Source organism: Pseudomonas sp. UBA1879, assembly GCF_002338065.1.
GTDB lineage: Bacteria > Pseudomonadota > Gammaproteobacteria > Pseudomonadales > Pseudomonadaceae > Aquipseudomonas.
Genome location: NZ_DDHJ01000015.1, coordinates 314,294 through 334,914, shown reverse-complemented (window position 1 = coordinate 334,914; position 20,621 = coordinate 314,294). Strand labels below are relative to the sequence as shown.

Here is a 20,621-nt window from a genome sequence, read left to right as displayed (position 1 = left end):
ATAAAAACGGCCTGATCGAGTCAGGCCGCCTTGTTTTGCGAAGTGTTACCGGAACAGACCGGACACTCCGCAACCCTGAACTACTTGAGAACAGCCAGCGCCGCCTCGTAGTCAGGCTCCTGCCCGATTTCCGGCACCAGTTCGCTGTGCAGAACAGTGTCGTTCTCGTCCAGCACCACCACGGCGCGGGTGGTCAGACCGACCATTGGACCGTCTGCGATGGCCACGCCGTAGTTCTCCATGAACTCGGCACCGCGCATGGTCGACAGGTTTTTCACGTTTTCCAGGCCTTCCGCACCGCAGAAACGGGCTTGGGCGAACGGCAGGTCGGCGGAGATGCACAGCACGACAGCGTTGTTCAGGTCATTGGCCTGCGCGTTGAACTTGCGCACGGACGTGGCGCAGGTCGGAGTGTCGACGCTCGGAAAGATGTTCAGCACTTTGCGCTTGCCGGCGAAGCTTTCCAGGGTCACGTCAGACAGGTCGGCACCGACCAGTTTGAAGGCCGGGGCCTTGCTGCCGACGGCGGGCAGTTCGCCGCTGATCTGTACCGGGGAGCCTCTACGAGTCACTTGAGCCATGGGCGGAGTCCTTATTTTGAGGTGGCAGGTTCGGTTTACGACACGACCGGAAGTTAACCACGAAACCGGTGAGCGACCTACCGCTATCCGCGAATTTGTTGCCGGATGAAGCATCAGACACCCGGCTTGTCCAACAGGCCTGGTGTGGCACACAGCTCCACCATCCAGTCGATGAATACCCGCACCCGTCGCGACATCTGCCGATGGGCCGGGTAGAGCGCGGTCAACGCCAGCCGAGGCTGAGGATGGTCAGCCAGCACTTCCACCACTTCACCTCGCCGCAGCGCTTCGGCGGCGTGGTACCACGGGGTCTGGACCAGTCCATAACCCGCCGCGCAAGCCGCCAGATAACCGTCGGCACTGTTGGTCGCCAGCGACTTTGGCAGGCTGAATGCCTGGTCCTTGCCATCGATGACGAACTCCAGTCCGTAGCGTTTATTCGACGTGGCCGAAAAATACTCGATGACCTTGTGCTGGCGCAGATCATCGAGCGTCAGCGGTATGCCATGCCGGTCCAGATACGCCGGGCTGGCGCAGATCACTTGCCGCATGTGCGCCAGCGGACGCGCCACCAGCGAATGGTCCAGCGCCTGACCGCCACGGATGACGCAGTCGACGCCGTCGCGGATCAGATCGACGGGGCGATCGGTCATGCCCACTTCCATGTCCAGACCCGGATAACGGCCGGTGAACGCAGGCAGCGCGGGCATGAGAATCAGCCGCCCCACCCCTGACGGCATGTCCACGCGCAAAACGCCTTCCGGGGCCTTGGCGTTAGAGGAAAAGATCGACTCGGCGTCGTCCAGGTCACTGAGCAGGCTGACGCAGCGCTCGTAATACGCCTGCCCGTCAGCCGTCGGCGTGACATGTCGGGTGGTGCGCAGCAGCAGTTGTACGCCCAGATGGGCCTCCAGCTGTTTGATCAGGATCGTCACCGACGCGCGCGGCAGGTGCAGGCTGTCGGCAGCTTTGCTGAAGCCGCCCAGGTCGACGATCCGGGTGAAGGCGCGCATGGCGTTGAATCGGTCCATCGTGGCTCCGGAAATCGGGATTGTTTAGAAAAATCCAATAGTGAAAGCATTTTTAGCCGGTTTATCCCAAATCTGTCGATGGGCATGATGGTGATGTCTTCAAACCTCCTACTTCAAAAAGGACGGCATCATGCAAACGCGTCAACTTGGCAAGAATGGACCTCATGTGTCGGCTGTCGGCCTGGGATGCATGGGTATGACTGACTTCTACACCACCGGCGGCGATACGCAGGAAGCCATTGCAACGATCCACCGCGCGCTGGAATTGGGCGTCACGCTGTTCGACACCGCCGACATGTATGGCCCCCACACCAACGAAGAGTTGCTGGGCAAAGCGTTGAGCGGCAAACGGGATCAAGCGTTCATTGCCAGCAAGTTCGGCATCGTGCGCACACCGGGCGATGCCGCAGCCCGTGGCGTCAACGGCAGTCCGGAATACATTCGCAATGCCATTGACGGTACGTTGAAGCGCCTCAAGATCGACACGCTGGATCTGTACTACCAGCACCGGATCGACCCGAAGATCGCCATCGAAGAATCGGTAGGCGCCATGGCCGAGCTGGTCAAGGCGGGCAAGGTGCGTTATCTGGGCCTGAGCGAGGCGTCGGCCAGTACGCTGGAACGTGCACACAAGGTCCACCCTATTGCAGCCCTGCAAACCGAGTACTCGTTGTGGAGTCGTGAACCTGAGGAGAACGGCGTGCTGGAGACTTGCCGCAAGCTCGGCATCGCGTTCGTGCCCTACAGTCCGCTGGGCCGAGGTTTCCTCACTGGCACTTTGAAAAGCCCCAATGACTTCGCTGCCGATGACTATCGCCGAAACAGCCCACGCTTTCAGGGTGAGAATTTCAGCAAAAACCTTCAGCTAGTGGAAAAGGTTCAGCAACTGGCCGCAGCTAAAGGCATCAGCGCCGGGCAACTGGCGTTGGCATGGGTGCTGGCCCAAGGCAACGACGTCATCCCGATTCCCGGGACCAAGCAACGCAGGTACCTGGAAGAGAACACCGCGGCGCTGGACGTGACGCTCACTGCCAGCGAGTTGCAGGCACTGAAAGACCTGTTCCCGGTTGAGGCCGTGGCCGGTGGACGGTATCCCGAGGCGGCGATGAAGCTGGTGAATGGCTAGTCGCGAATGCCTATCGGCGTGAGCTTGCTCGCAATTGGCGGTGTATCAGGCACCCTCAGGGGTGTCTGACACCCTTCGATCGCGAGCAGGCCCACCTCTCCCAGGCTCGCTGAGCGTCAAAAATCCCGCTTGTAAAAGATGTCCAATGAGCTGGCAATGCCGCTGGCGGCTTCGACGTACACCTTCTTGCTCAGCAGATACCGCAAGGCGATGGTATTCGTCGGCTCGAACACCCCTACCCCATATCGCAGGCTCAGCTTGTCGGTAATCTTGCCACTGGCCACGACGGCGGTCTTGTCGCCGCTGCCGGAAGTGTCCAGGTCGAAGTCCTTGATACCAAGCCCCGACGCCAGTTTTCCCGCCGTGGACGACCCGCCTGCCAGCCCTAGCGCCAACGCTGCCTGGGCCATCATGTTGCTGTCTTCGCCGTTGGTGCTCAGAGGCCGCCCGAGGACCAGATACGACAACGCCTGCTCCTGACTCATCGCCGGTTCCGAAAATACCGTGGTCGTTGGTTGCTCAGCGCTGCCGGTCAGGCGAATCCCGGCGATCACATCGTCGGTCTGCCGGATCGCTTCGATATCCAGGTACGGCTGGTCCACAGGGCCTGCGAACAGCAGCCGCGCTTTACGGATGGTCAGGCGCTGGCCGTAGGCCCGATAGCGACCGTCGTTCAGGTTGAGTTCGCCGCGGGTGTCCAGGTTGTCACCGATGTGGACATGCCCGGCAAGGTTGGCCGTGAGCCCGAAACCGGTGAAGCTGAGCTTCTCTTGCCCCACCTCGACGTTGATGTCCATGGCAATGGCCATCGGCGGTTTGCCCTCTTTGGTCTGCGCGCCGACGATCACCGTATCGTCCGACACCTTCACCGTGGACGGCGGCAATTGACGCACCGTGATCGTCCCTTTGGGGATCAACACCTTGCCGGACACCGCCAACCGCTCCCCTTGCAGCGTGATGTTCAGATCAGGCGCCGCTTCAAGCTTCGCGTAGGGCTCGACCGTGATCGGCAGCTGCGTACCTTGCAGGCTGACATTGACGTCCAGCGCCTCCGCCCAGCCAATGTGTCCGCCGATGCTGCCCCGCCCGCTCGGCCCGCTGCTCCACTGACCTTTGAGCTGTACGTTTTCACCGGCAATCAGCGCCTGCACGTTGAGTTTTTCCAGGCTGACCGGGAGTTCCGGTCCGGACACCTCGCCGTCGCTCAAGGTCACGTTGCCGTTGACCTGAGGCGCGAGCAGGTTGCCGGTGATGCGCCCATTGCCATTGAGCTTGCCGTTGAGCTTTTCAATCATCGGCACGAAGGGCCGGGCCACTGAGACGTCCAGCCCTGTCAGACTGAAGTCGCCACTCACCGGTTTGTTCTTGCCCAACGGGTCGATGCTCAGGCTGGCCAGCAACTCGCCAAGCTTGCCGCCGCGGAAGTCGAGGCGAGTGTCGACCTTTTTCGGGGTCAGGCTGCTGGTGAGCTTGAGGGCCTGATAGGGGAAGTCCAGCCACTGGTTTTTATCCTTCACCCGCAAGGTGCCGCCGCTAGCGTCGATCGTGATCTGACCGTTCGGCCCGGAAGCCGGAACGTCCAATTGCACGTCGGCATTGAGCGAGCCCTTCCAGGCAAAATCCTTGGGCAGCCACTGCGCCAGGCTTTCGAGCGGAAATTGCTTGAGGTGATAACGCAGGCGCGGGTCTGGCATGAGGCGTTGATCCTCGCCACACAGACTTGCCGGCCCGGACAGCCAACAGTGGGCGCCGAAATTGACCCTGCCGTCTGCCAGGCGCTCCAGCTTCGCCGGTTGTTGCAGCCTCCAGTCCTGGCCGCCGGTCTGGATGTCGCCGCTGGCCAGGCGACCGCGCCAATTGCCTTTGTCCAGCGTTCCATCGAGGGCCAGCGCCAGTTTCAGCAACGGCCCCTGCAGGTCGAGCTTGAGTTGCTGACGCTTGATGTCGCCCTGCCCGTTCAGGGTCAGCGTGCCTAACGAGGTGTCGCCGGTCTGAATGCCCGTGGTCTTCAGGTCGACAGTGGCACGCTGCGCGCTGTCGAGTGTGGCGTTCAGGTTCAGGCTTTGCAGCTTATGGGTGTCATACGCGATCTGGTTCCCTTGCAGTCCGAACTGGCCCTGTGGCGCTTGTAACGTACCGGCCATCTCCACACGTCCCTTGGCCTGGCCTTGCAGGCGTGGCCACAGTTGGCCGAGACGCGGCAGGTTCAGATCCAGTTGCGCAGTCAGCTTCTGCTGGAAGCTGCCCGCGCCCTGAATGCGGTTGTCACCCAGGCGAATGTCCAGCGCGCTGACGTTCCACCTGTCGCCAGCACCGTCAGCCTTGACTTGCAGAACGGCAGGTTGGCCGCGCAGGCGTCCTTTCAGGTCCAGGTCGGCATTCAAATCCACTCGTCCGTTGTTGAAGGCGCCCTTGCTGCGCAACGGGCCAGCCAGCGAACCCGGAAGCTCGCCCACCCAGAACGACGGGTCCAGCGCCGAAAGGTCAAGCGCGGTGTCCCATGACACCCCTTCCGCAAAACCGACATTCACATGCCCACTGGCTTTGCCTTGTCCCGCGACCAGCGCCACTTGGGGCAGAAAGATCTGTTGCAGATCACCGCTGAACGGGCTGGTCAGGCTGAACGGCCCGGCCGGACCTTTGAAAGCCCCCGCGAAGTTGCCGAGGTATTTGCCATCGGTGTAAGACACTTCACCGGTAAAGGTATGAATGCTGACCTGCGGCTCGTCGATGATCGGGTACAAGCGGTGCCAGGGAAAATCCAGCCAGTCGATTTTTGCATCGGCGCTCAGCCCCTTCTGCCAGTCCAGCTTGCCGCTGGCTTTGAGGCGTTGGGTGGGGCTGGCGCTCAGATCCAGAGCGGCGATGTCTGCGCCTTTGGCATCCACCCGTCCCTGCAACGCCAGCGACACCGGCCCTTGTTCCGCCGGGAGGGTGGCGTTGCCTATAATGGCGTAGCCTTGCGCCAGGTCACCTTTCGCCGTCAGGGTCAGCCCGTTGAGTTGCAGCGTGTCAGGCAGGTCAGCGCTGGGCTTGAAGGCGTCACTAGTAATCGCCACCTCGGCGGGCAGGTGTTCCACCAGCGGCTGCAATTGGCCCACCAACTTGGCGTCGATGTAGCCGTGGGTCTGGGCGTTGAGGTTCAGGGTCTTGAGCAAATCGCCGCTTACATTCAACGTCAGAGCAAGCGGCTGCCCGCTGACGTCCGGCAGCTTGACCTGCCCCTCGGCGGTCAATGGCCAGTCAGCGCTGGGGGTGAGCAACCCGCTCAAGTCGAGGACGATGTCGTCACGCCGGGCATGGACCGAATCGATCTTCAGGCCCTCCGCTGTCCAATGCGCGACCAGTTGCACGTCCCTGACCTGCTCCAGACCGTCTAGGTGTACGCTGCCGATCTGCACCCGCCCCAATTCGAGCGCCAAGGGCAATTTCAAGTCGGGCAACGTGACAGGGCCTTCGCTCGGCGCCTCTTCGGACGGGGCGAAATGCAAGCGGACGTCCCCGGTTTGCAAGGTGTCGATGCACAGGGTCATGCGGGTCAGGCACGATGGCGACCAAGCGAACATCGGTGCATCCACTTCGACTTTGCTCTCGCCCTGTTGCCAGACCAGCGAATCCGCCTGCCAGTGGCCGCCGAGGCGACCGGAGAACTGCTGCACTTGCAAACCGGGCACCTGCCCCAGCGCCCACCGGCTTCCGGATTCGGTGCCGAGAATGACACTCACCGCCACGCCGACCAGCAGCACGATGCCCAATACACCCGCCGCGCCGTAAAGCGCGATCCGTTTGAACAATACCGCTTTCGTCACAGTTCAGGTCCCATCGAGAAGTGCAGACGAATGCCGCCCTCGTCATCCAGTGCATGTGCGAGATCAAGGCGCAGCGGCCCTACCGGCGAGACCCAGCGGATGCCGACGCCGACCCCGGTCTTCAGGCTGGGAAGATCCAGAGAGTTGAAGGAATTGCCCTGATCGACGAATGCCGCCACGCGCCATTTCTCGGCGATCGAATACTGGTATTCGGCGCTGCCGGCGATCATGTAGCGCCCGCCGATCTTGTCGCCTTCGTCGTTTTCCGGCGACAGGGACTGATAGTCGTAGCCGCGTACGCTCTGATCGCCACCGGCGAAAAAACGCAGCGAAGGCGGAATCGATTTGTAGCCATTGGTGGCCGTGCCGCCTACCTGTAAACGGCCGAGAAAGCGGTGGTTCTGCGCGACCGTGGTCAAGCCTTTCACCAGTGCGGTGCCGTGCAGCACATTGGCGTCCGACCCGAGCCCCTCTTTCGCCACCTCGGTCTCGAATTGAAGACGATAGCCATTGTGCGGGTCGATGCGGTTGTCGCTGCGCAGGTAGGAATAGCTGATGCCCGGCATCAGCAAGGTACTCAACCCTTCGTCATTGCCCAGCCGATACTCTTCGCGCTGCCATTTGAGCGAGATGACCCGTTCCCAACCGCTGGGCAACTTGCTGTGCCATTCGGGGCCGACAGTAAGCAACTTGCTCAAACTGTCGGTGTCGGCGATCTCTTCGTACTGATAGCCCCCCGCGAAGCGCAGTTTGTCCGTGAGCGGCGGGTCCAAGGGAATGTCATAGAACAGCCCGACGTTCTGTCGAGGAGCCGAGAGTTCCGATTCAATGCCATAGCTGTGGCCTTGAGGATTGACCCAGTGCCGGGTCCAGTTGGCCTTCACCCGTGGGCCGACGTCGGTGGAATAGCCAACACCGAGGCCCATGGTGCGGGGTTTACGGGTTTGCAGTTGCACGTCGACCGGAATGATCTGCGATTGGGCGGCGGTGGGCGATGCATCCACGCGCACGCCTTCGAAATAGCCGCTGGACTGCATGGCTTGATTGAGGTCGGCGATCAGTTCGGAGTCGTACGGCGTGTCTTCCTTGAACGGCACCATGCGTCGCAAGAGGTCCTCATCAAAGGGCGCGTCGCCGCTGAACGTCACCTTGCCCAGCATGAAGCGAGGCCCGCTGTCGTAGACCAGATCGATATCAGCCACCCCGGCACGCGGGTCGACCGATAACCGCTGGGTGACGAACCGACCGTTGAAAAAGCCATAACGCGCGGCTTGATTCTGGATCAGCTTCTTCGCGTCTTCGTAGTGACCGTGGTTGAGCACGGCCCCGGATTTCAAGGCATCGCTCTTGGGCACCTTGAACGCCTTGAGTTGGCTGGCCGGACCTTCGATGCGTACCGTCACGTTACGCAGGTGCACCGGCTCACCGGGCTGCACGTTCAAGACCAGGTGCAGGTCCTTGTCGGCGTGTTTGACCTCGCTATCGATCTGCGCCTGGTAGTAGCCCAGCGCTTGCGCCGCTTTGCGGGCCTGTTCGATGGCGCCCACGCTGAAACGCTCGAGGGCCTGCTCGTCGCGCTCGCCGAGGCTGCCCACGTACCCTTCAATATTGGCCTTGAGCTCAGAATTTGCGGGTTTGACTCGAACCTCCAACTGGGCGTCGGCAAGCGCCGCACAGCTGGACAACATCAGGAGAAAACCACTGGTGAATCGAACGGAACACTTCATAGGCGCGGATGCTAGCACGAGCGGCGGGTGCTGCTGAAACCCGCGAAATGGGAGAAAACGTCGGCCTTCACGCCATGGAACCCAATGAAACCTGAGGGTTTGGATGAAAAAATACATGCTCGCGAACAGGTCCTACAGCAACTTCGCCGATTTCCTCGTAGCCCTGTCTTTTATAGAACTCCAAATAGTGGCCGTTTCCGGTGTCGAGGACGATGCCCTGGGAATGTTCATCCACCGCGCACCAGTCATGCAGGGCTTGTAACAGCTGTTCGCCGTAGTGCTGACCCTGGAAATCCGGGTGGACGGCGAACAGCGGCAGCACATGCACGGCATCCGAAGGCAAGCACGCCAACACGGCCTGGTAATACTCAAGATAGCGCTGGGTGCAGCGCAAACCGGTGCTCATCACCATGCGCAGCCGCCACGCCCAGCTTTCGGTAATGCCCAGGCGGCGTTGGGGTGGCGCGATCAGCGCCACGCCCACCAAACGATCGTCGACGAACAGCCCCAACGCCGGCATGTCCTGCAGAAAATGCTGCTTCACCAACTCGCGAATGGTTGCGCGCACGCGTTGTTCGTAACCGGAGCGTCCGGACTCGAAGAGGTAAGCAAAACTCGGCTCATGGCGATAGGCCTGATACAGCAGCGAGCGAGACTCCCTTGAATAGCCGCTGTCCAGTTGGCGGATGTCAGGCTGTGCGTTCGCAGATTCAGGCATGTGATCGTGTCCCTTTCGATGGCGACCTGACGCGTGTGGCCAGGTTCGAGGTGTCAGCTTCGTACTGTCGGGATTTCGAGTCTTGGCCGCAGACGACAGTTCCGGCGAATTCTTCAGGGCTTTCCCACAGCGTAGCAGTCCACTTCAGACGCGAGATTCTGCGCGGGCGCTGGCCGTCGCCGAACAGGTCGGCTAGCATCGCTGTTTGATTTTTGCCAGGACTGCCGTCTATGAAAATTGTGTCTTTCAACATCAACGGCCTGCGGGCCCGCCCGCATCAACTGGCGGCATTGATTGAAAAGCATCAGCCCGACGTCATCGGCCTGCAGGAAACCAAGGTCTCGGATGATCAGTTCCCCCAGGCGGAAATCGAAGCGCTGGGGTATCACGTGCATTTCCACGGGCAGAAAGGTCACTACGGTGTCGCCCTGCTCTCACGCCAGCCGCCACTGTTGATCCATAAAGGCTTCGAAACCGATGACGAAGAGGCTCAACGCCGGTTCATCTGGGGCACGTTCGCAGACCGCAATGGCCAGCCGGTGACGGTCATGAACGGCTATTTCCCACAGGGCGAGAGCCGCGATCATCCGACCAAATTCCCGGCCAAGACCAAGTTTTATGCCGACCTGCAGCATTTGCTGGAAACCCGTTTCAGCAACGACCAGCCATTGGTGGTCATGGGCGACGTGAACATTTCCCCGGAAGACAGCGACATCGGCATTGGCCCGGACAATGCCAAGCGCTGGCTGAAGACTGGCAAGTGCAGCTTCCTGCCAGAAGAACGCGAGTGGATGGCCAAGCTGAAAAACTGGGGCCTGGTGGACAGCTTCCGTCATCTCTATCCGGAAGTGGTCGATCAGTTCAGCTGGTTCGACTACCGCAGCCGCGGTTTCGAGGACGAGCCCAAGCGCGGGCTGCGCATCGATCTGATTCTCGCGTCCCATGGACTGCAGCCGCGCATCCTGGCAGCAGGCGTGGATTACGACCTGCGTGCGATGGAAAAACCGTCGGATCATGCGCCGATCTGGCTTGAATTGAGCTGATGGCGAACCCCCTCCCGGTGGGTTGTGGCTGAGCGGCTGAGCAGCGTCAGATGCTCGGCCATCAGCCACGCCCCCCGTGAAACACTTGTCACATTGCGGTAATGCGGCTGTCTTATTCTCCGGCCACTCCTGGCCATAAGAAGATGCCGCACATGCAGCGCGCCCGACGTTTCCTGCCTCTCTTTCTCACCTTTCTGACGTCACTGGCCCCTCTTTCCACCCGCTCTGCGCAATTGCCTCTGCCGGAAAACGGGGCGCCTGTGCTACGCATTCAAGGCTCAAACACCATTGGGGCGCAGCTAGGCCCGGCGTTGGTGGCAGGGTTGCTGGCCCAACAGGGCGCCCAGCAGATTCAACAACTCCCCGGTGCACAGAGCAATGAAGTGCGCATCGTCGGGCAGCTGCCGTCAGGTCAGAGCGTGAGCATCGACGTTGCGGCTCATGGATCGAGCACCGGCTTCGCCGCTTTGAAAAACGGCCAAGCCGACCTTGCGGCCTCTTCCCGCGCCATCAAGAACGCCGAGGTCAGCGATTTGGCCGCCTTGGGCGATCTGCGGAATCACAACGCCGAACAGGTCATCGCCATCGATGGCGTGGCGGTGATCCTGCATCCGGCCAATCCCCTCCGCGAGCTGAGCATCACCCAACTGGCCAAGGTGTTTTCCGGGGAAATTCACGATTGGGAGGCGCTGGGCGGCACCGGCGGCGCCATTCATCTTTACGCACGCGATCAGCAATCCGGCACGTTCGACACCTTCAACGAGCTGGTGCTGGGCAAATGGGCCCGGTCGCTGGCACCGAACGCGAAACGGTTCGAGTCCAGCGAAGCGCTGTCTGATGAGGTCAGCCAGGATCGCCAGGGCATCGGGTTTATCGGTCTGCCGTATGTGCGTCACAGTCGCGCAGTGGCAATCATCGACGGCGAGTCCCGACCGATGCTGCCCACCTCCAGCTTGATTGCCACCGAGGACTACCCCCTGTCCCGGAGGCTGTACTTTTATCTCCCTCCCGGCTCGAATCAGCGCTGGGCCAAGGCGCTGGTGCGCTTCGCTCAGAGCCCTCAGGGCCAGTCCGTCGTGGCGCAGAACGGTTTCGTGGCGCAGACCATACAGGCTGTGAAAGTCCGGGCCACCTCGGAAATGCCAGCGACATACCAGAACCTGACCCGGGAAGCCGAGCGGCTATCGGTGAATTTTCGCTTCACCCAGGGCAGCGCCACGCTGGATGCCAAGGCCCGTCAAGACATCAGGCGCGTGGTGGATTACCTGAAAACCCAGGACAAGCTGAATCAGCGCGTGACACTGGTGGGGTTTGGCGATGCGAAAAGCGACCCGGCACGGGCGCAGTTATTGTCCCGATTGCGGGCGATGGCGGTGCGCAGGGAGCTGCTGAAGCACGACGTCATCCTGCGCGATGTGCAGGGTTTCGGCGATGAACTGCCCGTGGCGGCCAACGATGCTGACGAAGGTCGCATCAAGAACCGCAGGGTCGAGGTATGGGTGCAGTAGCGGAACGCTGTGGACGGCTGGAACGCCGCTGCCGGTACCACCGATTCGCGAATGAACTCGCGTCCAGCGGGGATTGCGCTCCAGGCCGGATAATTCGCGGCGACTCGGCGCGCCTGTAAGAACAAGCCTGCTCACGGCGGGGGCCGTTCAGCCCCATCGCAATCGCCCGACACGACGCCTTCGTGAGCAAGCTCCCTACCTCAACTGGGCGCGCGTTAGCTCAGGACCGTTTGATGACACTGTCCCTGCGCGGCGGCGAATCAACGATGCTCGCTGCGCATCATGTCCTTCGGCACATATTTGCCGATTTCAAACTTCCCGATGGCCGCTCGATGCACCTCATCCGGGCCGTCCGCCAGACGCAAGGTGCGTTGCATCGCGTACATGTAGGCCAGCGGGAAATCACCGGACACCCCTGCTCCGCCGTGAATCTGGATCGCGCGGTCGATGACCCGCAACGCAACATTTGGCGCCACGACCTTGATCTGCGCGATTTCACTCTTCGCCACTTTGTTGCCGACGGTGTCCATCATGTACGCGGCCTTGAGGGTCAGCAGCCGCGCCATGTCAATTTCCATGCGCGAGTCAGCGATCTTGTCGATGTTGCCACCCAGCCGGGCCAGCGGACGCCCGAACGCCGTGCGCTGCACCGAGCGCTTGCACATCAGCTCCAGGGCGCGCTCGGCCATACCGATCGAGCGCATGCAGTGGTGAATCCGGCCCGGACCCAGCCGGCCTTGGGCGATTTCGAAGCCGCGTCCTTCGCCCAGCAGAACGTTTTCGTACGGCACACGCACGTTTTCAAACAGCACTTCGGCGTGACCATGGGGGGCGTCGTCGTAGCCGAACACCGGCAGCGGGCGGACGATCTTCACCCCCGGGGCGTCGGTGGGCACCAGAATCATCGAGTGCTGCTGGTGCCGCGGCCCGTCGGGATTGCTCAGTCCCATGAAGATCATGATTTTGCAACGCGGATCGCAGGCGCCGGAGGTCCACCATTTGCGGCCATTGATGACCCACTCGTCGCCGTCGCGGACCGCACGGGCGGCCATGTTGGTGGCGTCCGAAGAGGCAACGTCAGGTTCGGTCATGGCGAATGCCGAGCGGATTTCGCCACGCAGCAGCGGTTCGAGCCACTGCTGCTTTTGGGCTTCATTGGCGTAACGCACCAACACCTCCATGTTGCCGGTGTCCGGCGCTGAACAGTTGAACGGCTCGGGGCCCAGCAGCGAACGGCCCATGATTTCCGCCAGTGGCGCGTATTCCAGATTGGTCAGGCCGGCACCCAGTTCCGATTCAGGCAGGAACAGGTTCCACAGTCCTTCGGCTTTGGCCTTGTTTTTCAGCACCTCCATGATCGCCGTGGGCTGCCAGCGATCCCCTTCCGCCACTTGGCGCTCGAACACCGGCTCAGCGGGATACACGTGGGCGTCCATGAACGCCGTGACGCGCTCGCGCAGTTCCTGGACTTTGGAGGAGTAAGCGAAATCCATGGGCAGCTACCTTCTGAAGAGGTGTTACAAGACATGAATGCGATGCTAGATCACGGCTCTTCATTTATCTAACCTATTCTCGGCGTGTATAAACATTCATCACTGATATATGATCGGCGCGTTTCTGCACGAAAGTCCCAACTCCAAAAGCAGCGTGAGGCGCGTCGCAATGAATTTGACCAAGGTCGATCTCAACCTCTTTATTGTCTTTGACGCTATCTACACCGAGGCCAACCTGACCCGCGCCGGCCAGATCGTCGGCATCACTCAACCTGCTGTGTCCAACGCGCTGGCCCGCCTGCGGGAAACCTTCAACGACCCGCTGTTCGTCCGGACCGCCCAAGGCATGGTGCCGACGCCGATGGCTCAGAACATCATCGGTCCGGTACGCAACGCGTTAGCGCTGCTGCGGGTGTCCGTGCAAGAGAGCCGGATTTTCAACCCACAGCAGGCGAACAAGAACTACCGCATCAGCATGACGGACCTGACCGAAGCGATCATTCTGCCTGCCCTGTTTCAACGCCTGCGCCGTCTGGCCCCGGCCGTGACCATCGAAAGCTTTCTGTCCAAACGCCGGGAAACCACCAAAGAACTGGCGGCCGGTCGACTGGACTTCGCCGTAGACGCGCCGCTGAACACTGACCCTCAGGTGCGTCACGTCAAGCTGATGGAAGACAGCTACGTCTGTGCTATGCGCAAAGGACACCCGTTAGCGAACAAAGGCGCTATCGCACTGGATGATTACCTCTCAGTGGCCCATATCCACATCTCCAGTCGCCGCAGCGGGCTGGGTTACGTTGACTTGGCACTGGGGAAAATGGGCATCCAGCGCAAGATTGCCCTGCGCTCGCAGCATTATTTGATGGCGTCTCAGGTGCTGCAGCAGACCGACATGGTCATGACCGTACCCGAACGCTTCGCTCGGCGTAACGACCTGCATTTTGTGCACCTGCCCGTGAACGATGTGCCCAGCGTGGAAACGCACCTCTACTGGCACGAAAGCACCGATCAGGACCCGGCGAACCGCTGGATGCGCGAGCAGATCATTGAGCTGTGCCAATTGGTCATTGCTCAGGAGCGCAAACTTGAGAAAGAACTTGAAGTGGCAGTTAAATGACCGAGCATCAGTGAGTTACTACATTTTTTTCAGGCTAAATAGAGATCTATAACGGTGGGAGACGGCTTGCTGGCGGAAGGGTCATTCCGGACAGCCCATCAGTGGCCGAACCACCGTCTTCGCCAGCAAGCCGGCTCCTACAGGGTACGACGTCGGTCGCAGATTTGATGACCGATGCATGACCTTGCCGGAGCCACCTTGCTGCGGGCTGTGATGGGACGCATGCGGTTTGCCAGCCAACCTAGAATCTCCAGCAGGTCCGATGCAGCGCGTTTGACCGCTTGACGTTTACGTCAAGCTGCCCGTACGTTAGCCGGACGCTATTCTCGTTCGAGCCCCGCCATGAATCACCCGACCTACAGCATCTCCGACCTTGCACGCGAACTGGACATCACCACGCGCACGATCCGCTTCTACGAAGAACAAGGCATGCTCAGCCCCGAACGGCGTGGGCTGGAGCGGGTTTATTCGGCTCGGGACAAGGTCAAGTTGAAGCTGATTCTGCGGGGTAAACGCATCGGTTTTTCTCTGGCGGAATGTCGGGATCTGATCGGCCTTTACGACCCCAGCGGCGATAACCGACGGCAGCTCACCACGATGCTCAAGAAGATCGCGGAGCGCCGTGCACAGCTGGACCAGCAGCTGTTGGATATTCAGCAGATGCAGCTGGAGCTGGACACTGCCGAAGAACGTTGCAAGGAAGCGCTGAAAACTACCCCGCATCAATAGTGAGATAACCCCTTAACCTGAAGCCAAGACTGAGGAATTTTCTGCCATGTCGCTGCCGCAACGTGTACGTTTGGTCGAAGTCGGGCCCCGTGATGGGCTGCAAAATGAAGCGCGCCCTATCGACGTCGCCGACAAGATTCGGCTGGTTGACGACCTGTCCAACGCCGGGCTTGGCTACATAGAAGTCGGCAGTTTCGTCTCGCCCAAGTGGGTGCCGCAAATGGCAGGTTCGGCCGAGGTGTTCGCGGGGATCCAGCGTAAGGATGGCGTGACCTATGCCGCCCTCGCCCCCAATTTCCGTGGTTTCGAGGACGCGCTCTTGGCAGGGGTCAAGGAAGTTGCGGTGTTCGCGGCCGCATCAGAAGCCTTCTCGCAACGCAACATCAACTGCTCGATCAGCGAAAGCCTTGACCGGTTTCTGCCGATCATGGAGGCGGCGCGTCTGCATGGCATTCGGGTACGGGGTTACGTGTCGTGTGTGCTGGGCTGCCCATACGAAGGCGAGGTGGCGCCGAAACAAGTGGCGTCGGTGGCCAACGAGCTGTTCAGCATGGGGTGTTACGAAGTGTCACTGGGCGACACCATCGGCACCGGCACGCCGGGCGCGACGCGGACGCTGATCGATACCGTGGCCGCCAACATTCCGCGCGGCAAGCTGGCGGGCCATTTTCACGACACCTACGGACAGGCGCTGGTGAATATCTATGCCAGCTTGCTGGAAGGCGTTCAGGTGTTCGACAGCTCGGTGGCGGGCCTTGGCGGATGTCCGTACGCCAAGGGCGCCACGGGCAATGTCGCGACGGAAGATGTGGTGTACATGCTTGACGGTATGGGCATCGAGACTGGCATTGATCTGGATGCGCTGATCGCTGCGGGCCAACGCATCAGTGAGGTGCTGGGCAGGCCCAACGGCTCGCGGGTGGCGAAGGCACGTTTGTCGGCCTGAGGTGCGACAACTTGTCACAGAGTGTTACCCTGTTCGGCATTGAAGCGCTGGAAACGGGTAACACGGAAACACCTGAGGTCATCTCCCCGTTCGATCACTTCCTGATGTTTTTCTGAAGGCCGCGGTTTACGGGCCTCTCACGGAATCAACCAAACCTGGCACGGCTTCTGCTATGTCTCTGGTACAACAAAAATAAAAAATCGCAGTAACCCAATAAAAACAAGACGTATCGGCTCTGACATAACAAGAACAAGACGGAAGAGACGCAGCTAACTGATTTTTTTGGAGTGGATTGCTTTGTGAGGCTCAAGTCTCTTGATCCGGCAGAGAAGAATAAAACTACCTTCAGGTAGCGACCGCACGGATTGAATCGCAAGATCGAAGCTGTATCAGCGCTCAAAAAAATACGTTTGCTCTTGACCCTGGATGGGGGTCGGCTCAAAAACCAAAAGAGGTATGGCTGCCAAAAACAACAACAGGCCACCTAAGAACAAAAAAGAGCATGCATCTGAAACACCTTGAAGGGGAGCCTCGGCTCCCCTTCGTGCTGTCTCGCGTCTGGAAATGATCAGCGCCACCCACGATTGCTGGCTCAACGCGATCAAGCTTCTGCCGAAGGCGTGGGAGTGCCGGGGTGGCGTTCCACCTCGCCAGCGCCTAAGGCCAGAAGCCGATCGGGCAGGCATCAGGTCTTCGACCGGAATCACTGGCTCTCTAGAAATTTGCTGGCGTGTTCGCGCTGATGATTTCCGCCTCATCCTGCCCGATGTTGCGAAAGCTGTGTGGCAGTGTGGTCGGAAAATAGTAGCCATCGCCGGCATTGAGCGTGCTGATCTGCCCATCGACCGTGAGTTCGATGGTGCCGCGTGTCACCAGGCCGCACTCCTCGCCCTGGGCGTGGACGATGGGCTCGTCACCCGATCCGGCGCCGGGGGCGTATTGCTCGCGGAGCATGCGCATCTGGCGGCTGGGCACCGACGCGCCGATCAGCAGCAGGCGCAAGCCATCCCGACCGAGATCCGGTTGTTCCCCGCCGCGGAAGACATAGCGTTGTTCCTGGGGCGGTTGGTCGAACGAAAAAAAATCCGCCAGGGTCATGGGAAACCCCTCCAGCAGCTTTTTCAGCGAACTGACCGAGGGACTGACGCGATTCAATTCAATCAAGGAGATGGTGCCGTTGGCGACACCGCTGCGTCTGGCCAGCTCACGCTGGGACATTTTGTAGCTTTCCCGCACTAACTTCAGTCGTGACCCCGTATCCATGACAGCCCTTGGTCGATTCTGAGGGTATCGGGGGAAGTGCCTGTTTTCACAGGCCAGGCGTGGGCCGTTCCCCGGTTTGAGTGGGGCAGATTAGAACACGATTAAGCGTCCCGACCTAGACGACCACACGACAGGGTAAAGCGACGCTTTCAGCGCCCCTGCGGCGGGTATTCGGCGATGAATTGGCCTATGACGTCGGTGAAATCGTGGTCAGCGGTGAAACCCAATTGCTGCGCATACGCCGCTGTGAACGATCCCGGCCATGAGCCGACGATACGCTCGATGGCAGGGTTGGGTTCCAGACGAATCCGATTGGCCACTTCGTCCCCCGCCGTGCGCCGCAATGCATCGATCATCTGCTCGACGGTGATCGACAGCCCCGGCATGTTGATCACCCGTCCCTGAGCCAACTGCGCGGCCGACAGCTCATGGCCATGAATCAGGTTGACGATGGCCTGCGCCGGCGACATCAACCACAGACGTGTGTCCAGCGGCACCGGACACACGCTTTCCTGCCCGTTGAGCGGCTCACGGATGATCCCGCTGGCGAAGCTCGACGCAGCGAGATTCGGCTTGCCGGGACGGACCACGATGGTTGGCATGCGCAAGCTGCGGCCATCGACGAAACCCCGGCGGCTGTAATCGGCCAGCAGCAAATCATTCATGGCCTTTTGCGTGCCGTAGGAGCTTTGCGGCGCCCAGACGTGGTGGTCCTCGACTTGGGCTGGAAGCTGCCCGCCGAAAACAGCGACGGAGCTGGTCATCACCCATTTCGGACAGCTGCCGATTTTGCGGATCCGCTCCAGCAACTGTTGCGTCGCGATGAAGTTGATGCGCATGCCCAGCTCGAAGTCCTGTTCGGCCTGGCTCGACACCACTGCAGCGAGGTGGAAAATACTGTCGACGTCGGCGGTCACCAACGTTTCCAGTACCTGCGGGTCGGCGATGTCACCGCAGACCACCTCGACCCGTGGGTCGTCCAGGCCGTTCAGGGGCACCACGTCGAAGGCCACAATCTTCGAAATGGACTGAGTGGCCCCCTGTCGGTCGGTCAACGCGCCGCGCAGCAAAAGGGCTTCGATCAGGCGGCGGCCGAGAAAACCAGCTGCGCCGGTCACGAGAATATTCATGGGTCACTCCTGATGCTCAGCGATTAACGAGTTTGGCGGGAATCCGGAAGATCAGCACCGACCCGAGGATCAGCGCACCCGCCATCACGTAGAGGCCGATGGTGGTGCTTTGGGTCATGTCCTTGAGGAAGCCGATCAGGTACGGCGACACGAATCCGGCGAGGTTGCCGCACGAGTTGATCAGCGCAATCCCCGCTGCTGCCGCCGTGCCACCGAGAAAGGCCGTCGGCAAGCTCCAGAACAGCGGCAACGTGCTCAGCGCGCCCATCGCAGCCAAGGTCAGACCTATCATCGACATCGTAAAGCTGCTGCTCCACGTTGCGGAGATGATCAAACCGATCGCGCCGACAATGGCCGTCAGTGCGAGATGCCAGCGACGCTCGCGGACTTTGTCGGCGTGACGGGACACCAGCAGCATGGTGGCAACGGCTGCACCGTAAGGAATCGCGGTCAACAGGCCGATGTGCAGCACGTCGGTGACACCGGCCTGACGGACCAGGGTCGGTAGCCAGAACCCGACCGTATAAAAGCCCGCGATCATGCAGAAATAGATCGCAGTCAGCAGCCAGATGCGCGGCTGGCGGAACACATCGCGCACGCTGTGGGCTTCATGGGTGTGGCTTTCGGCATCGATGCGCGATTGCAGCAGGGTTTTCTGTTCTTGGGTCAACCAGCCGGCATGTGAGATGCGGTCGCTCAAGCAGAAGATCACCAGAATGCCGATCGCCACCGACGGCAGGCCCTCGATGAAGAACAGCCATTTCCAGCCAGCCCAGCCGTGGGCACCATCGAACACCGCCATGATCCAGCCGGACAGCGGCGCGCCGACCAACCCTGACAGCGGCACCGCGCTGGCGAACAGCGCGAACATCTTGCCGCGACGGTGGGTCGGGAACCAGTACGAAAGGTACAGGATGACCCCCGGGTAGAAACCGGCTTCGGCCAGACCCAGCAGGAACCGCATGATGTAGAACGACATCGGCGTGGTGACGAAGGCCATGCAGGACGAGATCACGCCCCAACTGATCATGATTCGGGCGATCCACAACCGCGCACCCACGCGATGCAGGATGAGGTTGCTGGGAATTTCCACAAGAAAGTAGGCGATGAAGAAAATGCCAGCGCCGAGGCCATACACCGCTTCAGAGAAATGCAGGTCATCGGACATTTGCAGTTTGGCGAAGCCGACGTTGACCCGGTCTAGATAGGCCACCAGGTAACACAGCAACAGCAGTGGCAGGATGCGCCATGCCGCTTTGCGATACGCCGCGTCTTCAGAGGCATCGGCGGCGGGCGTGCCGATGGCGCCTTGCGTCAAGGATTCACTCATTTCTTCCCATCCCGTTGTTGTTGTAGTGGGCAATCGTTGGGGCAGAACACCGTGCGACGTAACAAGTAACATAATACGTCATACGAATTCAACCGCCGCTCGGCCACAGGACGCGCCGACAGAAATGCAGTAACGTTCGCTCATTTGAACCATGAGATTTCCATGCCTGCTTCCGATCGTTCTTCACGCCCCTCGGTCCCCGCCAGCCTGAAAGACGCCTCCAAAGGCACCCTGGCCGATCAGGTCACGGCCGCGCTCAAGGCCCACATTGCCAGTGGCGAAGCATTGCCGGGCACGCGCTTGCCGACCGAACCCGAGCTGTGCGAGCGCTATGGCGTCAGTCGGACCGTGGTGCGCGAAGCGATTTCCCGGCTCAAGTCGGCGGGGCTGGTGGAAGTGCGTCAAGGCAGCGGCACGGTGGTGTGTGAAGGGGCGCACATCAAGGCCTTCACCATTGACGTGGACGTGACCGGTTCCATCGAAGCGGTATTACGCGTCACCGAATTGCGCCGAGGCATCGAAGGCGAAGCCGCGGCCCTCGCCGCCCAACGCCACACAGCGCAGCAACTGGCGACCATCGAACGCGCGTTGAAGGCCATCGACGCCGCTGAACACGAGGGCCATGACGGCGTCGAGGAGGACCTGGCGTTTCATTTGTCGATTTCCCACGCCACGGGTAATCCGCTCTACCCTTCCCTGCACGAATTCATCGCCCAGTTCGTCAAGGAAGCGATTCGCATCACCCGGTCCAACGAAGAGCGCCGTCAGGAAATGGCCAGCACCGTGCGCATCGAACATGTCGCAATCTACAACGCGATCGCTGCCCGCGCCCCTGAAGCCGCGCGCCAGGCCGCCCTCACCCACATCAACAACGCGGTCGAGCGGCTGAAGAGCGCGGACCCGGCGTTCTGGCAGAATCCGGTGCACATAAACCTCTGATTGGCACGGCATCAGCGTGCAAGGCATGACCGTTCGTCGCCAATTGTTAAATAGGAATCAGTCATAAAACCGTTTTCACGAAATGTTCACGTCCGACGGTTCAATCTGCACTTACTCCTTTTGATCCTTTT

The 20,621-nt window shown here is 60.6% G+C and carries 16 protein-coding genes; 7 read left to right on the top strand and 9 right to left on the bottom strand.

The genetic code is table 11. The features are described from left to right. Window positions 1-80: 80 nt before the first annotated feature. Window positions 81-581, bottom strand: coding sequence for a thiol peroxidase (gene tpx, locus B3N48_RS16670; RefSeq protein ID WP_296185550.1), 501 nt, complete (start codon window positions 579-581; stop codon window positions 81-83). 113 nt (window positions 582-694) lie between these two features. Then, complete coding sequence (locus tag B3N48_RS16665) at window positions 695-1,612, bottom strand: LysR family transcriptional regulator (RefSeq protein ID WP_296185548.1); 918 nt, start codon at window positions 1,610-1,612, stop codon at window positions 695-697. Between the two features lie 130 nt (window positions 1,613-1,742). Between B3N48_RS16665 and B3N48_RS16660 the strand changes: the two genes are divergently transcribed. Further along, window positions 1,743-2,738 carry an aldo/keto reductase gene (locus B3N48_RS16660; RefSeq protein WP_296185545.1) on the top strand — a complete coding sequence of 332 codons (996 nt, stop codon included), beginning with the start codon at window positions 1,743-1,745 and terminating at the stop codon, window positions 2,736-2,738. Between the two features lie 116 nt (window positions 2,739-2,854). On the opposite strand, the gene B3N48_RS16655 is transcribed toward B3N48_RS16660, so the two are convergent. From B3N48_RS16655 to B3N48_RS16645, 3 genes are all read right to left on the bottom strand, one after another. Further along, on the bottom strand, window positions 2,855-6,532 hold the full coding sequence (locus B3N48_RS16655) for a translocation/assembly module TamB domain-containing protein (RefSeq protein ID WP_296185544.1): 3,678 nt from the start codon (window positions 6,530-6,532) through the stop codon (window positions 2,855-2,857). A gap of 11 nt (window positions 6,533-6,543) precedes the next feature. Further along, entirely contained in the window at window positions 6,544-8,274 is a 1,731-nt protein-coding gene (locus B3N48_RS16650) for an autotransporter assembly complex protein TamA (RefSeq protein WP_296185542.1), read from the bottom strand. A 67-nt stretch (window positions 8,275-8,341) separates the two neighbouring features. After that, window positions 8,342-8,992: a GNAT family N-acetyltransferase gene (locus B3N48_RS16645; protein ID WP_296185540.1), complete on the bottom strand. Its 651-nt coding sequence runs from the start codon at window positions 8,990-8,992 to the stop codon at window positions 8,342-8,344. A 230-nt stretch (window positions 8,993-9,222) separates the two neighbouring features. On the opposite strand from B3N48_RS16645, the gene xthA reads away from it, so the two are divergent. Both xthA and B3N48_RS16635 read left to right on the top strand, forming a co-directional pair. After that, on the top strand, window positions 9,223-10,035 hold the full coding sequence (xthA, locus tag B3N48_RS16640) for an exodeoxyribonuclease III (RefSeq protein WP_296185539.1): 813 nt from the start codon (window positions 9,223-9,225) through the stop codon (window positions 10,033-10,035). A gap of 152 nt (window positions 10,036-10,187) precedes the next feature. Beyond that, entirely contained in the window at window positions 10,188-11,543 is a 1,356-nt protein-coding gene (locus B3N48_RS16635; RefSeq protein ID WP_296185537.1) for a phosphate ABC transporter substrate-binding/OmpA family protein, read from the top strand. Between the two features lie 260 nt (window positions 11,544-11,803). Here the strand turns inward: B3N48_RS16635 and B3N48_RS16630 are convergent, their stop codons facing one another. After that, a complete protein-coding gene (locus tag B3N48_RS16630; protein ID WP_296185536.1) occupies window positions 11,804-13,036 on the bottom strand; it encodes an acyl-CoA dehydrogenase in 1,233 nt (410 codons plus the stop codon). A gap of 169 nt (window positions 13,037-13,205) precedes the next feature. On the opposite strand from B3N48_RS16630, the gene B3N48_RS16625 reads away from it, so the two are divergent. The 3 genes from B3N48_RS16625 (at window position 13,206) to B3N48_RS16615 (ending at window position 15,828) form a co-directional block, all read left to right on the top strand. Beyond that, a complete protein-coding gene (locus B3N48_RS16625) occupies window positions 13,206-14,153 on the top strand; it encodes a LysR family transcriptional regulator (RefSeq protein ID WP_296185535.1) in 948 nt (315 codons plus the stop codon). A 342-nt stretch (window positions 14,154-14,495) separates the two neighbouring features. After that, window positions 14,496-14,882, top strand: coding sequence for a MerR family transcriptional regulator (locus tag B3N48_RS16620; protein ID WP_296185533.1), 387 nt, complete (start codon window positions 14,496-14,498; stop codon window positions 14,880-14,882). Window positions 14,883-14,928: 46 nt separating this feature from the next. Continuing rightward, a complete protein-coding gene (locus B3N48_RS16615) occupies window positions 14,929-15,828 on the top strand; it encodes a hydroxymethylglutaryl-CoA lyase (RefSeq protein ID WP_296185532.1) in 900 nt (299 codons plus the stop codon). 714 nt (window positions 15,829-16,542) lie between these two features. Here the strand turns inward: B3N48_RS16615 and B3N48_RS16610 are convergent. The 3 genes from B3N48_RS16610 to B3N48_RS16600 form a co-directional block, all read right to left on the bottom strand. Further along, the gene (locus tag B3N48_RS16610; RefSeq protein ID WP_296185531.1) at window positions 16,543-17,091 is read right to left on the bottom strand and encodes a cupin domain-containing protein; all 549 of its coding nucleotides are present in this window, start codon (window positions 17,089-17,091) and stop codon (window positions 16,543-16,545) included. 149 nt (window positions 17,092-17,240) lie between these two features. Continuing rightward, on the bottom strand, window positions 17,241-18,221 hold the full coding sequence (denD, locus tag B3N48_RS16605) for a D-erythronate dehydrogenase (protein ID WP_296185530.1): 981 nt from the start codon (window positions 18,219-18,221) through the stop codon (window positions 17,241-17,243). A 16-nt stretch (window positions 18,222-18,237) separates the two neighbouring features. Beyond that, entirely contained in the window at window positions 18,238-19,551 is a 1,314-nt protein-coding gene (locus B3N48_RS16600; protein ID WP_296185529.1) for an MFS transporter, read from the bottom strand. Between the two features lie 162 nt (window positions 19,552-19,713). On the opposite strand from B3N48_RS16600, the gene B3N48_RS16595 reads away from it, so the two are divergent. Next, the gene (locus B3N48_RS16595) at window positions 19,714-20,490 is read left to right on the top strand and encodes a FadR/GntR family transcriptional regulator (protein ID WP_296185528.1); all 777 of its coding nucleotides are present in this window, start codon (window positions 19,714-19,716) and stop codon (window positions 20,488-20,490) included. Window positions 20,491-20,621: the final 131 nt, after the last annotated feature.